General features: G+C 35.7%; 16 protein-coding genes and 1 pseudogene. 15 read left to right on the top strand and 2 right to left on the bottom strand.

The genetic code is table 11. The features are described from left to right. The first annotated feature begins 106 nt into the window (after nucleotides 1-106). The 6 genes and pseudogenes from glnR (at nucleotide 107) to KPL75_RS04780 (ending at nucleotide 5,407) form a co-directional block, all read left to right on the top strand. Nucleotides 107-496, top strand: coding sequence for a transcriptional repressor GlnR (gene glnR, locus KPL75_RS04805; protein WP_002014475.1), 390 nt, complete (start codon nucleotides 107-109; stop codon nucleotides 494-496). A gap of 48 nt (nucleotides 497-544) precedes the next feature. Further along, on the top strand, nucleotides 545-1,879 hold the full coding sequence (gene glnA, locus KPL75_RS04800) for a type I glutamate--ammonia ligase (protein ID WP_002014472.1): 1,335 nt from the start codon (nucleotides 545-547) through the stop codon (nucleotides 1,877-1,879). Between the two features lie 324 nt (nucleotides 1,880-2,203). After that, nucleotides 2,204-3,517 (top strand): annotated as a pseudogene (locus KPL75_RS04795) (ABC transporter ATP-binding protein); the annotation flags it as partial. A 227-nt stretch (nucleotides 3,518-3,744) separates the two neighbouring features. Beyond that, nucleotides 3,745-4,068, top strand: coding sequence for a PadR family transcriptional regulator (locus KPL75_RS04790; protein WP_219919608.1), 324 nt, complete (start codon nucleotides 3,745-3,747; stop codon nucleotides 4,066-4,068). Then, nucleotides 4,061-4,603 (top strand): DUF1700 domain-containing protein, encoded by a 543-nt coding sequence (locus KPL75_RS04785; protein WP_219919607.1) that lies wholly within the window; start codon nucleotides 4,061-4,063, stop codon nucleotides 4,601-4,603. The genes KPL75_RS04790 and KPL75_RS04785 overlap by 8 nt, the downstream gene beginning before the upstream one ends. Next, complete coding sequence (locus tag KPL75_RS04780) at nucleotides 4,604-5,407, top strand: DUF4097 family beta strand repeat-containing protein (RefSeq protein WP_219919606.1); 804 nt, start codon at nucleotides 4,604-4,606, stop codon at nucleotides 5,405-5,407. A gap of 102 nt (nucleotides 5,408-5,509) precedes the next feature. Here KPL75_RS04780 and lexA read toward each other — a convergent pair whose 3' ends face one another. Next, complete coding sequence (gene lexA / locus KPL75_RS04775) at nucleotides 5,510-6,124, bottom strand: transcriptional repressor LexA (RefSeq protein WP_215579317.1); 615 nt, start codon at nucleotides 6,122-6,124, stop codon at nucleotides 5,510-5,512. A 141-nt stretch (nucleotides 6,125-6,265) separates the two neighbouring features. On the opposite strand from lexA, the gene KPL75_RS04770 reads away from it, so the two are divergent. Together KPL75_RS04770 and KPL75_RS04765 are read left to right on the top strand one after the other, a co-directional pair. Further along, nucleotides 6,266-6,922, top strand: a complete 657-nt coding sequence (locus tag KPL75_RS04770) for a YneB family resolvase-like protein (protein WP_144505515.1) — start codon at nucleotides 6,266-6,268, stop codon at nucleotides 6,920-6,922. Between the two features lie 45 nt (nucleotides 6,923-6,967). Continuing rightward, nucleotides 6,968-7,207 (top strand): DUF896 domain-containing protein, encoded by a 240-nt coding sequence (locus KPL75_RS04765; protein WP_002121521.1) that lies wholly within the window; start codon nucleotides 6,968-6,970, stop codon nucleotides 7,205-7,207. A gap of 39 nt (nucleotides 7,208-7,246) precedes the next feature. Here the strand turns inward: KPL75_RS04765 and KPL75_RS04760 are convergent, their stop codons facing one another. Then, nucleotides 7,247-8,830, bottom strand: a complete 1,584-nt coding sequence (locus tag KPL75_RS04760) for a bifunctional metallophosphatase/5'-nucleotidase (protein ID WP_219919605.1) — start codon at nucleotides 8,828-8,830, stop codon at nucleotides 7,247-7,249. A 185-nt stretch (nucleotides 8,831-9,015) separates the two neighbouring features. Here KPL75_RS04760 and KPL75_RS04755 point away from each other — a divergent pair, with 185 nt between their 5' ends. From KPL75_RS04755 to KPL75_RS04725, 7 genes are all read left to right on the top strand, one after another. Beyond that, a complete protein-coding gene (locus KPL75_RS04755; protein WP_002137777.1) occupies nucleotides 9,016-9,954 on the top strand; it encodes a phosphate/phosphite/phosphonate ABC transporter substrate-binding protein in 939 nt (312 codons plus the stop codon). A 95-nt stretch (nucleotides 9,955-10,049) separates the two neighbouring features. After that, nucleotides 10,050-10,823, top strand: a complete 774-nt coding sequence (gene phnC, locus KPL75_RS04750; protein ID WP_002033479.1) for a phosphonate ABC transporter ATP-binding protein — start codon at nucleotides 10,050-10,052, stop codon at nucleotides 10,821-10,823. Beyond that, a complete protein-coding gene (gene phnE, locus KPL75_RS04745; protein WP_219919604.1) occupies nucleotides 10,820-11,614 on the top strand; it encodes a phosphonate ABC transporter, permease protein PhnE in 795 nt (264 codons plus the stop codon). The genes phnC and phnE (KPL75_RS04745) overlap by 4 nt, the downstream gene beginning before the upstream one ends. Then, entirely contained in the window at nucleotides 11,614-12,417 is an 804-nt protein-coding gene (phnE, locus tag KPL75_RS04740; protein WP_219919603.1) for a phosphonate ABC transporter, permease protein PhnE, read from the top strand. Before phnE (KPL75_RS04745) ends, phnE (KPL75_RS04740) begins: the two co-directional genes overlap by 1 nt. A gap of 303 nt (nucleotides 12,418-12,720) precedes the next feature. Then, complete coding sequence (tkt, locus tag KPL75_RS04735) at nucleotides 12,721-14,721, top strand: transketolase (protein ID WP_128853762.1); 2,001 nt, start codon at nucleotides 12,721-12,723, stop codon at nucleotides 14,719-14,721. A 156-nt stretch (nucleotides 14,722-14,877) separates the two neighbouring features. Continuing rightward, a complete protein-coding gene (gene sirA, locus KPL75_RS04730) occupies nucleotides 14,878-15,318 on the top strand; it encodes a sporulation inhibitor of replication protein SirA (protein ID WP_219919602.1) in 441 nt (146 codons plus the stop codon). 78 nt (nucleotides 15,319-15,396) lie between these two features. Beyond that, nucleotides 15,397-15,618: a YneF family protein gene (locus tag KPL75_RS04725; RefSeq protein ID WP_001132292.1), complete on the top strand. Its 222-nt coding sequence runs from the start codon at nucleotides 15,397-15,399 to the stop codon at nucleotides 15,616-15,618. Nucleotides 15,619-15,629: the final 11 nt, after the last annotated feature.

Genomic DNA, 15,629 nt, shown 5'->3' with positions numbered 1-15,629 from the left:
TGGAAAAATTTATAAAAAAACATGTAAGAAAAGCTAACATCTATTGACACTAAACATAACATGGTATAAAATGAGAAACAGTTAAGGCGAAGGAGGAACTGAAACAATGAAAGAAGATAGACGTTCTGCTCCGCTGTTTCCAATTGGTATTGTAATGGATTTAACACAATTATCTGCACGTCAAATTCGCTACTATGAAGAGCATAATCTTATTTTTCCAACCCGTACAAAAGGGAATCGTAGATTATTTTCATTTAACGATGTAGATAAATTGTTGGAAATTAAAGATTTGTTAGATCAAGGCTTAAATATGGCCGGAATTAAACAAGTATTGCAAATGAAAGAAAATCAAACAGAAGCAGTGAAAGTAAAAGAAGAAACGAAAGAAATTTCAAAATCCGAGCTTCGCAAAATTCTTCGAGATGAACTACAACATACAGGTAGATTTAATCGGACTTCATTGCGACAAGGTGACATTTCAAGGTTTTTTCACTAAAGATAACTGATTCTGAAGGTGTTTAGAGGGACTAAGGAGGAATTTATAATGGCTAGGTACACAAAAGAAGATATTTTCCGTTTGGCGAAAGAAGAGAATGTAAAGTATATCCGTCTGCAATTTACGGACCTTTTAGGGGTAATTAAAAACGTAGAAATTCCAGTGAGCCAATTAACAAAAGCTCTTGATAACAAAATGATGTTTGATGGATCTTCTATTGAAGGTTTCGTACGTATTGAAGAATCTGATATGTATTTATATCCGGATTTAGATACTTGGGTAATTTTCCCTTGGACAGCTGAAAAAGGTAAAGTAGCTCGTTTAATCTGTGATATTTACAATGCTGATGGTACTCCATTTGATGGCGACCCACGTAACAACTTAAAGCGTGTGTTAAAAGAAATGGAAGCATTAGGATTCTCAGATTTCAATCTTGGACCAGAGCCAGAATTCTTCCTGTTTAAAGTTGATGAAAAAGGAAATCCAACACTGGAATTAAACGATAACGGTGGATACTTCGACCTTGCGCCGATGGATCTAGGGGAAAACTGTCGTCGTGATATCGTTCTTGAACTTGAAGAAATGGGCTTTGAAATTGAAGCATCTCACCATGAGGTTGCACCAGGTCAACACGAAATTGACTTTAAATATGCAAATGCAATTCGCTCATGTGATGACATTCAAACATTCAAGCTTGTTGTAAGAACGATTGCTCGTAAACATGGTTTACACGCAACATTTATGCCGAAACCATTATACGGTGTGAACGGTTCAGGTATGCACTGTAACTTATCATTATTTAAAAATGGTGAGAACGTATTCTTCGATCAAAACGGTGATTTACAATTAAGTGATGATGCTCGTCACTTCATCGCAGGTATTTTAAAACATGCACCAGCATTTACAGCGGTAGCAAACCCAACTGTAAACTCTTACAAGCGTTTAGTGCCTGGATATGAAGCTCCATGTTACGTAGCATGGTCTGCACAAAATCGTAGTCCATTAGTACGTATCCCTGCATCTCGTGGTATTAGTACACGCGTAGAAGTACGTAGTGTTGACCCAGCTGCAAACCCGTATTTAGTAATGGCAACATTATTAGCAGCAGGTCTTGATGGAATTAAAAACAAATTAACTCCACCAGCTGCAGTAGACCGTAACATCTACGTAATGACGAAAGAAGAGCGCGAAGAAGCTGGTATCGTTGATTTACCAGCAACATTAGCGCAAGCGTTAGTTACTTTACAATCTAATGAAATCGTATGTGGCGCATTAGGTGATCATTTACTTGAGCACTTCATTGAAGCAAAAGAAATTGAGTGGGATATTTTCCGCACGCAAGTTCACCAATGGGAACGCGATCAATATATGTCTCTATACTAAGAGAGAAAAAAGCCCTGATACTACGGTATCAGGGCTTTTTCGTCATTTATCTACAATAAATTATAGCGAATGCTGTCGCATTTTTAGAGGTGTCAACAAGAGGTAATTTAGTAAAAATAATTTCTGTTGACTCGTTCTATATAAAGAACTAAAATGGCATTAACTAGAAATGTTTGTATATTTAAAACAATAAAAATATTATTTTTTCTTGATGTTTTGATGTCAATTTCAAGCTCATTGGTTTTAAATGAGGAGGGAAGTTATGGATAAGGAAATAAATTTAAAAAATCTATTTACTATCATACGGAAAAGAATTTGGATACTTCTATTATACAAATAGGAATTGCAATATGGTTATCCGTGAAAATAACTATTTTTGTTTTATTCGCGGGAATTGTATTAGCGTATTTTTCAAGACGGTTTATAAAAAAATCAAGGGAACTAGGGAATAGGACATCGGAGATAGCAAGGGGATATATTGGAGGGATAACCGATCATTTTAATGGTGTGAAAGATATTAAGAGTAATATGCTGGAGGATGCTAGATATAAATGGTTAGATAATTGGTGTGAAAAAATAGAGAAAGAGCAGCTTGAATTCATAAGGTTGAAAAACCATTCTCAGCTTTTTTATAAAATTACATCGTCTGTATTAATTGCCATGCTTATTTTTGTATCTATTAAATTGTTTAAATCTGAACCCACCCAATTACTATTAATCATACTCATCTTTTCGAGACTATGGCCACGATTTACGGCAATTCAATCAAATTTAGAACAACTGGCTGCAAGCATTCCTGCTTTTAAGTCATTATGGGAATTACAAGAGGAATGTAATGAAGCGATTGAAATGCAGGATATACATCAGCAAAAACATATAAAGGCGATTTGTATAGAACAGGGTATTGAATGTAAGGATATTTATTTTCGGTATAATAAGAAGGAGCATTTGTATGCACTTCAAAATATTAATGTGCAAATACCAATCAATAGTATGACGGCTATTGTGGGACATTCGGGAGCTGGGAAGAGTACATTAATCGATGTTTTAATGGGATTGATTCAACCAGAGAAAGGTCAAGTATTAATAGATGGAACCCCTCTTACAAGTGAAAATTTATTGTCATTGAGACGGGCTATTAGTTATGTGCCACAAGATCCTTTCTTATTTAATGCAAGCATAAGAGAAAATTTATTGATGATTGAGCCGAATGCGAGTGAAGAACAAATTTGGACTGCATTAGATTTTGCTGCTGCTGCTGAATTTGTACGAATACTTCCAAAAGGGCTTGATACTCTAATTGGAGATCGTGGAGTGAGACTTTCAGGTGGTGAACGTCAACGACTTGTACTAGCTCGAGCTATTTTAAGACAACCATCCATTTTAGTATTAGATGAAGCTACGAGTGCATTAGATACTGAAAATGAAGTAAAGATCCAATCAGCAATAGAAAGATTGAAAGGAACGATGACTATTATTGTTATTGCGCATCGTTTATCTACGATCCGTAATGCAGATCAAGTTATTGTTTTAGGAAAAGGTGAAATTGTTCAAAAAGGTGAATTTAATCAATTGGCTAAAGAGAGAAAAGGTGTATTTCGAAATTTATTAGGGTCACAAATGGAAGTTGGTTCTTAGAGGAGAAAGATTGAATGAAATCTTGTATTATTGTAATTCAAGTTGAATGATAGCCCGGATAATGGTCAGTTACAGCAGATCTTATTCGGGCTTTTATATTTGTGTTTTGTAAATTTAGGGAATAAATATAATTTAGTACCTTGCAATAAATAGTATCAAGTGGTATATTATGGATAAAATAAGTACCGTGTATTGAACAGTACTAAAATGAGAAAGGGGGATTGTCCTTGAATGTTCAGTTTAAAAAAGGTGTGTTAGAACTGTGTGTATTGGCGCTTGTAAAACGTAAGGATTGTTATGGTTATGAACTTGTTCAGCAAATTTCAAATAAATTTTTAATATCGGAAGGTTCTGTATATCCGCTATTACGTCGTTTAACGAAAGAGGGATATTTCCAAACATATTTAAAAGAATCCACGGAAGGGCCGCCCCGTAAATATTATCAACTAACAGAGCAAGGAGAGATACAACTTACGTTATTAGTAACAGAGTGGCGTGATTTTGCTAAAGGTGTTCAAGAAATTATTGAAGGGGTGGAATGGGATGAGTAAAGAGCAGTTTCTTAAAGAATTATCAAGTCATCTTAGAAAGTTACCGGAAGAAGAGCGACAAGATATTTTATTTGATTATGAAGAACACTTTCAGTTTGGGATAGAAGAGGGGAAAACTGAATTAGAAATAATAAAGGGACTCGGTTCTCCGAAAGTAATTGCGAAAGATTTGCTTGCTTTGTATCGCTTTGATGAGATGAAAAAGGATCCATCGACTTCAAATATAACAAGAGCTGTCATGGCAGCGGTTGGACTTAGTTTGTTTAATTTTATTATTGTGTTAGCCCCATTAATTGCAATTATAGCTTTTATATTTTCCTTTTGGGTCGGTGGTATTGCTAGTGTAGTGACACCATTTTTCGTTATTTTAAAAGTATTTATGGGTACTTTTATTTGGTTGGATTTTTTCGTTAGTATAACGTTTGTCGGAGTAGGTTTGTTGTTCTGTATTGTAGCTTATTATAGTACGAAGTGGTTTAAAAGATTATGTGTACGCTATGTAGTGTGGAACTTCAAAATGATAAAAGGGGAGTAGATGATGAAAAAAATATTATTAGTAGCTATCGCTTGTATCATTATTGGAGTAATAGGGATTTCACAAACATATGAAAAAGCAGTACAAACTGCAGAAAAAGGAGATAGAGAGGACGTAATTAAAAACGAAACGCTAAAAAATGTAGAAGTTAAGTTAGATGCTGGAGATATTGTTGTCCAAAAATCTCCTGATTCCTTTTTTTATGTAAAGCAAACAGGTGACGTAAGTAAACAGGAGATTCGTATTGCTGAAGATGGTGATACATTAAAAGTCATAGGGAAAATAGAAAAAGGTGTTTCATTTGATTTTTCATTTTACAATTTCGGATTTCAAACGCCTACATTAACTATATTAGTACCTGAACGTTCTTATCAAGAGATAAAAGTAAATTCATCCGCTGGACAAATAGAAATAAGTAATGTGAAAAGTGACCGCGTAAGTGCTGAAACACTCGCCGGAGAAGTGGATTTGAAACATATAACAGCAAAGAGTGTGGAGGGTTCTACAAAAGCTGGTGAGGTGAATTTTAAAAAAGTAATAGGGAAAGCATCAGCAAAAACGGCTAGTGGGGATATAGATATTATTGATCATGATTCTAAATATGATTTAGAGGCAATTTCAACTGCTGGAGATGTAGATATTACTTTATTGGAAAAACCACAAGATGCAGTTATAACTGGGCAAACAGCTGCTGGAGACGTGACAATTTTTAATGAAGAAAATAAAAATATAACGATTGGTAATGGTAGTAAAAAGATTAGCGGCAAAACTGCTGCTGGAGATGTTACTATTGAAACGCGTTAATAATGAATGAAATGAATTCTTTTGAATGAACGGAAATCTATCAAAATATAAAAAGAAGATAATTACTTATATAAATAGGTAATTATCTTCTTTTTATTACTTTTAATGTAAATCACGATATACGCCAATTACTTTTCCAATAACTGACACTTGTTTTAAAATAATAGGTTCTAGTGAAGAGTTTTCCGGTTGTAAACGGAAATGATCTTTTTCTTTATAGAAACGTTTAACAGTTGCTTCGTTATCTTCTGTTAAAGCAACTACAATTTCACCGTTGTATGCAGACTGTTGTTGGCGAACAACAACTAAATCACCATCAAAGATACCAGCTTCAATCATGCTATCTCCAGAAATGCGTAACATAAACACTTGATCTGCTCCAGAAACGATACTAGCTGGAAGTGGGAAGTGATCTTCTACACTTTCGACTGCTGTAATCGGTAAACCGGCAGTAACTTTTCCGACGATTGGAACTTGAATAACAGATTGTGTTTCTATTCGGTTGTCACCTAAAATTTCAATTGCGCGTGGTTTTGTTGGGTCGCGTCGAATATATCCTTTTTCTTCTAGTCGTGATAAATGTCCGTGCACTGTAGAACTAGAAGCAAGGCCGACTGCTTGACCGATTTCACGTACGGAAGGTGGATATCCTTTTTCTTGTACTTTTAGCTTAATAAAGTCGAGAATGTCTTGCTGGCGTTTCGTTAACTTTTCCATGTTTTCTAACACCTCGTTTTCTTTCATTTTTCTTATTATTAAGTATAACATGCGAAAAAACATTCTACAAACATAAGTTCGAACGAAAGACGAATTTATGATACACTATAAGGAAAATATAGTGAGAAAGAAGGGTTCAAAATGAATGCAATTATTTATGCACGTGTGAGCACAACAAAAGAAGCGCAGGAAACATCATTATTGCGTCAAAAAGATGAATTATTGCATTTAGCTGAGCGCTATCAAATGAATGTTACAAAGGTGATTGAGGAGCAGGCTAGCGGTTATACAATTGAACGTGATGGCATATTAGAAGTGCTAGATACAATTCGCGATGAACAAGTTGATGTACTTCTAATACAAGATGAAACGCGCCTTGGTAGAGGGAATGCGAAGATTGCATTAATGCACTGTTTACATAAAGAGGGAATAAAAGTATATACACATACGCATAATGGAGAATTAGAACTCTCTGACTCTGATTCGATGGTGCTAGATATAATTGGGATTGTTGAAGAGTATCAAAGAAAGATCCACAATTTAAAGATTAAGCGTGGCATGCAAAGGGCGATAGAGAAAGGGTTTCGTCCGGAAAATAATTTGAAAAATCGTCATTTAAGTATAGGACGTGAGAAAAAAGAAGTGCCAATTGAGGAAATTGTACGTTTACGCCGGAATGAATTAACTTTTGAAGAAATTGCAGCAACACTTCGTGGTTTTGGTCATGATGTTTCAAAAGCAACTGTACATCGAAGATATGTAGAATATACAAAGCAATTGCTTGATAAAGAGGATTAACTATTGTATGATAATAATCAGTTTTGAGTAGAAGGGGGATTCGAGATGCCAAGTCACGAACTCATTGAACGCATTAACTTCTTAGCGAAAAAAGCAAAAGCTGAAGGCTTAACTGAAGAAGAACAACGTGAGCGCCAATCGCTACGTGAACAATATTTAAAAGGATTTCGTCAAAATATGTTAAACGAATTAAAAGGAATTAAAGTCGTTAACGAAGAAGGCACGGATGTTACACCGGCGAAATTAAAAGCTTTAAAAAAGCAAGATAATGCAAAATTAAATTAAAAGATGGGCGCAGCCCATCTTTTTTATTTGTTAAAATCGTTATTTAATAACTTTCCAGTTGTCATTTTTCGTTGCTTCTATCCTTTTATGCTTCAATATATAGTTAGCGATAAGTTCAGACATATCTGTTGGTATGTCTTTTACTATTGGTTTATTTTGAAACATAAAGAAGTTCCCACCACCGCTTGCACGATAATTATTCATAACAACGTCATATTCTTCATTCATATTAAGAGAAGCGCCTTTATACTGTAAAAACTCTATTCTCTCCCCAATAGGTTTTGAAATGTTTAATACATACGAAATTCCTTCCCACATATCGTAATTATAGTGCGCAGGTTTTGGTTCTATGAATGCAGGATTAACAATTATATCTCCATCTTCATTTAATGTGAAATAAGTAGCAGAGAGTTCGAGAGCATCCTTTATATCTGCTCCAGTCACTCGAATAACCTGTAATGTGTTTGGATAAATATAATTGGTAACGATATCCCGCATTGTGACATGTTGCGGGAAACCTGGAGATGTATTTTGGAACAAACTTGTACAAGAAATAGAGACATTAGCTATTTCCATCTGTATTTTATTTATGAATTCAATAAAAGGATGGTCTTGCAAACGAGTTTGCATAGCATCTAAAATTCGCATGTCCCCATGAATGATTCCAATAGGTTGATCAAGCCAATTTTGTGTTTTCTCTTCATAATCGGCTACCAAGGAAAGAACATCTTTGTCTGCCTCAATTCCTTGTACGGGCAATAACTCTGAATAACTCTCTTTTTTCACCCATTTTTGTTCTGCTTTTTCGAATGTTACTGTTACTTTTCCAACTGAGTGTCCATTGCATCCGGTCTGTAAAACTGTTACACCATTATCCGTTGTTTGAGCAATTTCTCGGTGTTGGTGGCCTGTTAGTAAAATATCTATGCCTTCAATGTCATGGCATATTGCATATCCTTGGTTTTCACCTGTTAAAACTTCAGTCGGTTCTCCAGTTTGTAAATCACGTTCAAATCCTCCGTGATAGGCGACGACTAGTAAATCTGGTTTTTCATGTTCACGGATGTAAGAAACCCATTTTCTTGTAGTTTCGAATGCGTCTTCAAATAGTAGATCTTTAATGTGATGGGCTTGTTCCCAATTTGGGATGTAATGCGTTGTTACCCCTAAAATAGCAATTTTCACATTTGATTCGATATGTTTTATTATATATGGTTTCCCGAAATAAGGTTCTTTTATGTTTTTATCTAAAATGTTTGCTGATAGGTACGGGAAGTTTGCAGTATCTACAGCATGATTTAATATATCCATTCCATAATTGAATTCATGATTGCCGATAATTGCAGTGTCATACTCTAAGTAGTTAGCTAATAAGGACATTGGATTTTTCTTATCTTTTTCGTATGTAGCGTAATGATAAGTAAATGGTGTTCCTTGTATAAAGTCACCGTTATCAATCAAAAGAACGTTTGTATTTTGAGAACGTTCTTTTTTTATGAGAGTAGAAATTTTAGCTAAACCAATTTCTGCTTTGGAGTTATCTTGGTAGTGAATTGGATACACTGTACCATGTACGTCGCTTGTTAATAAAATATTTAAAGTTACAATTTGATTTTGATTCAACACCATTCACCTTTTCTATTGTTATCTTTCAATTAATCATATCAAATATATGAAAAGAATTTTAATGTGAATGTATAGAATGTGTAAAGATTCTGTAAATAAGCAATTGTTTGTAAAAATGTGTGATATATTTCTTCATGTTTATGGAAGATTATTTTATAACAACGAAAAATGGAGGCATTAACATGTTGAAAAAAGTTTTTGCAATGAGCACAACAGTTGTACTAGCAGCGGGATTATTAAGTGGATGTGGAACGAAGGAATCAAGTGCAAGTAAAAATGAAGATACGAAAAAAGGTTATGTACCGAAGACGCTAAATGTTCAATTTGTTCCTTCTCAAAATGCAGATACGTTAGAGGCGAAGGCAAAACCATTGGAAAAGCTATTAAGTGATAAATTAAACATTCCGGTAAAAGTTAGTATTTCAACAAATTACAATACAATTGTAGAAGCGATGGCATCTAAGCAAGTAGATGTAGGCTTTTTACCTCCAACAGCGTATGTGTTAGCACATGAGAAAAAGGCTGCAAACGTAATTTTACAGGCGCAACGTTTTGGGGTAGATGATGAAACCGGAGCTCCCACAAAGGATTTAGTAGATGTTTATAAATCAGAGTTTGTTGTTAAGAAAGATTCTAATATTAATAGTGTAAAAGATTTAAAAGGTAAAAAAATTGGCTATCAAGATGTAACATCATCAGCGGGTTATGTATGGCCTGCGGCTGTATTGTTAAAAGAGGGAATCGATCCGTTGAAAGATGTGAAACCTGTTACATTAAAAGGTCATGATCAGTCACTTATTGCTCTTTTAAATGGTGATGTAGATGCAGCTGTTGTATTCCAAGATGCTCGCAATATTGTAAAAAAAGATTATCCGAATATATTCGATCAAACGAAAATAGTAAAATTTACGGAGAAAATTCCAAACGATACAATTTCTGTACGCTCTGATTTAGATGCAGAGTGGAGCAAGAAATTACAAGATGCTTTCATTGAAATAGGAAAGAATGAGGAAGGGCACAAAATCATTAAAGAAGTATACTCACATGAAGGATATGTTAAATCTGATGATAGTAAATTTGATATTGTTCGTGAATATGGAAAGAAAGTGAAAACGCAATAATACATATGGAAATGGCGACTAACTGGAAAGTGTGTGATTTCAGTTAGTTTGCCGTTTTTCAGTTATTGATAATACATAGAAGGTAGGTAAGATGTGTGATAGAGTTTCGAAATGTTTCCAAAGTGTATCCGAATGGTACAAAAGGATTGAATAATATAAACTTAAAAATTCAAAAAGGTGAGTTTGTTGTAATGGTCGGGCTATCCGGGGCTGGAAAATCTACACTTCTCAGATCGGTAAATCGCCTTCATGAGATCACAGAAGGAGAAATCATTATTGAAGGGGAGTCTATTACTGCTGCAAAAGGAAAAGGATTACGACGCATGCGCCGAGATATTGGTATGATTTTTCAAAGCTTTAACCTTGTGAAGCGATCAACGGTACTGAAGAATGTATTAGCTGGGCGGGTTGGATATCATTCTACATTGCGTACAACGTTAGGTCTGTTTCCGAAAGAGGATGTGGAGCTTGCATTCCAGGCGTTGAATAGAGTGAATATCTCAGAAAAAGCATATGCACGGGCTGATGAATTATCAGGGGGACAACAGCAACGTGTATCAATTGCTAGAGCATTGGCACAAGAAGCAAAAATCATATTGGCAGATGAGCCTGTTGCTTCGTTAGATCCACTGACAACAAAGCAAGTAATGGATGATTTGAAGAAAATTAATGAAGATTTTGGAATTACGACAATTGTAAACTTACATTCTATTGATTTAGCGAGGCAATATGCTACTCGTATTATTGGATTACATGCTGGTGAAATTGTTTTTGATGGATTAGTAGAAGAGGCAACGGATGAAAAATTCGCTGAAATTTATGGGGACGTAGCTCAGAAAAGCGCATTATTAGAGGTGGCAGCAAAATGAATGAAGTGACGATATATTCGAAATCGATACCGAAGCCGCCGAGTAAATTGAAACATATGTTAACGGTTATTCTAGTTATTTTACTGTTGTGGGGTAGTAGTGTACAGGTCGACGCATCATTTTCAAAACTAGTAGTTGGTTTTCCAAATATGATGGATTTATTGAAGGAAATGGTGCCACCAGATTGGAGTTATTTTCAAATTATTACAACAGCAATGTTAGATACAATACGTATGGCGATTATTGGAACGACTTTAGGGGCGATTTTAGCCATTCCACTTGCACTATTTGCCGCAAGTAATGTATTTACTAGTGTATTTTTGTACAGTCCAGCTCGATTGATTTTAAATTTTATACGAACAATACCAGATTTATTATTAGCGGCTATTTTTGTAGCGATTTTTGGAATAGGACCACTTCCAGGTATTTTGGCTCTTACTTGTTTCTCGATTGGACTCGTAGCGAAATTATTGTATGAGTCCATTGAATCAATTGATCCAGGTCCATTAGAAGCGATGACAGCTGTAGGAGCGAATAAGGTGCAATGGATAGTTTATGGGGTCATTCCGCAAGTGAAAGCGCACTTCGTCTCCTATGTACTTTATACATTTGAGGTGAATGTACGTGCAGCAGCTGTTCTAGGTTTAGTAGGAGCAGGTGGTATTGGATTATATTATGATCGTACACTTGGATTTTTACAATATCAACAAACTGCCTCCATTATTATTTATACCCTTTTTGTTGTATTGCTAATTGATTATATAAGTACATTGTTGCGGGAGAAATTATAATGAGTAAAACGACGATAATCATACCAAAACCGAAGAAACTAAGTGTAAATCGCTGGATTATTTTTATAGCACTTACAGTTGTATATGTATGGGCCTTTTCAGGAGTCCCGTTAGAGGGAATAAAGAATACGGCGGGAGAAATTACAAAAGCAATTATGACAGGCGTATTAAACCCAGATTGGTCGTATGTATCTTTGCCAGATGGTGAAGATTTATTACATGGTTTAATTGATACGTTCGCAATTGCGATATTAGGTACATTTATTTCTGCTTTTTTATCTGTTCCATTTGCTTTTTGGGCGGCAACGAATATGAGTAGTGGAAAATTAACTTCAGGAACTGGGAAATTTGTACTTAGTTTTGTTCGTACATTTCCAGAATTAGTTATGGCTCTTTTATTTATAAAAGCTGTTGGTCCAGGCTCTTTTGCCGGAGTTCTAGCTTTAGGGTTACACTCTATCGGAATGTTAGGGAAACTATATTCGGAAGGAATTGAAAATATAGATAAGGGACCGACGGAAGCGTTAATAGCAACGGGTGCAAATCGGTTTCAAATACTTTGGTATGCGGTATTACCACAAGTGTTACCGGATTTTCTATCGTATACGTTATACAGGTTCGAAATTAATGTACGATCCGCTGCGATTTTAGGTGTTATTGGAGCAGGTGGTATTGGTACGCCATTAATTTTTGCACTTAGTTCACGTAATTGGTCTCGTGTGGGAATTATTTTATTAGGTATCATTTTAATGGTAATTATAATTGATTTTATTTCAAGTTCTATTCGTAAGCGAATTATTTAACTTATTTTAAAAGCGTCTAATTCAGATGCATTTTTGTATTTTTAAGTGTTTATCAAAAAAGTTGGTATAGAATAAATTAGTGTATTTGTATAAAAATACAGATAATTCCCTTTCTTTTTAAAATAAAAATAATAAAAAAGTATGTCATATTGAATGCCCATACATTCCCGTAATCACTGTTTTTTTTATGGGAAATCAAAAAAACATCAACATATTTGTCGATACATGTTGTATAATCTTGCGTGGGAAGCTATCATATAAATGTATAAAACGTTTACTAACATACGCGAAGGGAAGAATAGCATGTCACATTCAATCGAACAACTTTCTATCAACACGATTCGCACATTATCCATTGATGCGATTGAAAAAGCAAACTCTGGTCACCCAGGAATGCCAATGGGTGCAGCACCAATGGCTTATACATTATGGACTCAATTTATGAAACATAATCCAAATAACCCAACGTGGTTTAACCGCGATCGTTTCGTATTATCTGCAGGTCATGGTTCAATGTTATTATACAGTCTACTTCACCTATCTGGTTATGATGTAACAATGGATGACTTAAAGAACTTCCGTCAATGGGGAAGCAGAACTCCAGGACATCCTGAGTACGGTCATACTGCAGGTGTAGACGCAACGACTGGTCCACTTGGACAAGGTATTGCAACTGCTGTAGGTATGGCAATGGCTGAAAGACATTTAGCGGCTAAATATAACCGTGATGCGTATAATGTAGTAGATCATCATACATACGCTATTTGTGGTGATGGAGATTTAATGGAAGGCGTTTCTGCTGAAGCATCTTCATTAGCTGCTCATTTACAATTAGGTCGTCTTGTTGTGCTTTACGATTCAAACGATATTTCATTAGATGGCGATTTAAATCGTTCATTCTCTGAAAGTGTAGAAGATCGTTACAAAGCATACGGCTGGCAAGTAATCCGTGTTGAGGATGGAAACGATATTGAAGCAATCGCGAAAGCAATTGAAGAAGCGAAAGCTGACGAAAAACGCCCAACGCTAATTGAAGTAAGAACGACAATTGGTTTCGGTTCTCCAAACAAATCAGGAAAATCAGCTTCACACGGTTCTCCACTTGGTGTAGACGAAACAAAATTAACGAAAGAAGCATATGCTTGGACTGCTGAACAAGACTTCCATGTAGCAGAAGAAGTATATGACAACTTCCGTAAAACAGTACAAGATGTTGGTGAAACGACGCAAGCTGCGTGGAACACGATGCTCGGTGAATATGCACAAGCATATCCAGAATTAGCAAACGAACTGCAAGCAGCAATGAACGGTCTTCTTCCAGAAGGTTGGGAACAAAGCTTACCAACTTATGAATTAGGATCAAAAGCAGCAACACGTAATTCTTCAGGTGCTGTAATTAATGCTATTGCAGAGTCTGTACCATCATTCTTCGGTGGATCTGCGGACCTTGCTGGTTCTAACAAAACATACATGAATAACGAAAAAGACTTTACAAGAGCTGATTACAGCGGTAAAAACATTTGGTACGGTGTACGTGAGTTCGCAATGGGTGCAGCAATGAACGGTATTGCACTTCATGGCGGTTTAAAAACTTACGGTGGTACGTTCTTCGTATTCTCTGACTACTTACGTCCAGCAATTCGCCTTGCAGCATTAATGCAATTGCCTGTAACATATGTATTCACACATGATAGTATTGCTGTTGGTGAAGATGGTCCAACACATGAGCCGGTTGAACAATTAGCAGCACTTCGTGCAATGCCAAACGTTTCTGTTATTCGTCCAGCAGACGGTAACGAATCAGTTGCAGCTTGGAGACTAGCTCTAGAATCTACAAAAACACCAACTGCATTAGTGTTAACTCGTCAAGATCTTCCAACATTAGAAGGTGCAAAAGACGATACTTATGAAAAAGTAGCAAAAGGTGCATATGTAGTTTCTGCAAGCAAGAAAGAAACTGCTGATGTAATCTTAATTGCAACTGGATCTGAAGTAAGCTTAGCAATCGAAGCGCAAAAAGCTTTAGCAGCAGACGGCGTTGATGCAGCTGTTGTTAGCATGCCATCTATGGATCGCTTTGAAGCTCAAACTGCTGAGTACAAAGAATCTGTACTACCAAAAGCAGTAACGAAACGTTTCGCAATTGAAATGGGTGCTACAATTGGATGGCACCGTTACGTAGGTCTTGATGGAGATGTACTAGGTATTGACACATTCGGTGCTTCTGCTCCTGGTGAGAAGATTATGGAAGAGTATGGATTTACTGTAGAGAACGTTGTTCGTAAAGTAAAAGAAATGCTTTAATGATTGTAGAAAAATCTCTCCAGCATGGGGAGATTTTTCTATGTAATTGAGTTTTTTCGACAGGAAAAGTTTTTTCTCTCTCCGTAGTCAGACAATCATTGCAAATTTTCTCTTATATAATGTAGGGAAAAGGTTGTCCAGATCGGGAGGGAAAAAATGAAAATGTATGAATTGTACTTAATTCAAGAGGATATTGCGAAAGCTTACTTTGGTCGTGAATATTTGTTTTTTGATTTATTTGCTCGATTTTCAGAATCTGGGTCCCTTTCGGAGAAGAAAGTATTATATAAACAAATGACGTATATTACGATGCCGTTACAAGTAATGAAAATTGATCATAAATTAGAACAAGCTTTGCGTGTTCTTGGTAAATATGAAAGAACAAATCATACTCATACGCTCGATACAGGAGCCGAATACGGCGAAATAATGGTGAAACCACAATATATTCGAATGAATACTTCTGGAAATGTATCCATGGAAACAACTTTCTTTGAAGTGCTTAGAAAATGTGAGTTAACATTTTTAGCGATGGATTATGAAAATAAAAAGTACGGTTGGTTAAATCCTCTCAAACAAGTACGAACATATGTGTAAAAAATGTCGAATAGTATCTTGTCTTATTGAAAAGGTTTTAGTACACTGTAAGGTAGACAACATGAAGGAGGAAAAGATATGCCAATGTGGTTAGGTATTCTAGTGGGCGTAGTAGCACTAGTAGCAGGCGTGGCGTTAGGATTTTTCATTGCCCGCAAATATATGATGAATTACTTACAAAAAAATCCACCAATTAACGAACAAATGTTAAAAATGATGATGATGCAAATGGGACAAAAACCTTCCCAAAAGAAAATCAATCAAATGATGAGCGCGATGAACAAGCAACAAACAAAATAAGCGCAAAAGGC

The sequence above is a fragment of the Bacillus sp. NP247 genome (assembly GCF_018966865.1).
Taxonomy (GTDB): Bacteria; Bacillota; Bacilli; order Bacillales; family Bacillaceae_G; genus Bacillus_A.
This window is presented reverse-complemented; position numbering and strand designations above follow the sequence as displayed.

Coding starts and splice junctions, on each gene's coding strand:
- glnR (WP_002014475.1), top strand. CDS start 107: ATGAAAGAAGATAGACGTTCTGCTCCGCTGTTTCCAATTGGTATTGTA.
- glnA (WP_002014472.1), top strand. CDS start 545: ATGGCTAGGTACACAAAAGAAGATATTTTCCGTTTGGCGAAAGAAGAG.
- KPL75_RS04785 (WP_219919607.1), top strand. CDS start 4,061: ATGAGTAAAGAGCAGTTTCTTAAAGAATTATCAAGTCATCTTAGAAAG.
- KPL75_RS04780 (WP_219919606.1), top strand. CDS start 4,604: ATGATGAAAAAAATATTATTAGTAGCTATCGCTTGTATCATTATTGGA.
- lexA (WP_215579317.1), bottom strand. CDS start 6,124: ATGGAAAAGTTAACGAAACGCCAGCAAGACATTCTCGACTTTATTAAG.
- KPL75_RS04770 (WP_144505515.1), top strand. CDS start 6,266: ATGAATGCAATTATTTATGCACGTGTGAGCACAACAAAAGAAGCGCAG.
- KPL75_RS04765 (WP_002121521.1), top strand. CDS start 6,968: ATGCCAAGTCACGAACTCATTGAACGCATTAACTTCTTAGCGAAAAAA.
- KPL75_RS04755 (WP_002137777.1), top strand. CDS start 9,016: ATGTTGAAAAAAGTTTTTGCAATGAGCACAACAGTTGTACTAGCAGCG.
- phnE (WP_219919604.1), top strand. CDS start 10,820: ATGAATGAAGTGACGATATATTCGAAATCGATACCGAAGCCGCCGAGT.
- phnE (WP_219919603.1), top strand. CDS start 11,614: ATGAGTAAAACGACGATAATCATACCAAAACCGAAGAAACTAAGTGTA.
- tkt (WP_128853762.1), top strand. CDS start 12,721: ATGTCACATTCAATCGAACAACTTTCTATCAACACGATTCGCACATTA.
- sirA (WP_219919602.1), top strand. CDS start 14,878: ATGAAAATGTATGAATTGTACTTAATTCAAGAGGATATTGCGAAAGCT.
- KPL75_RS04725 (WP_001132292.1), top strand. CDS start 15,397: ATGCCAATGTGGTTAGGTATTCTAGTGGGCGTAGTAGCACTAGTAGCA.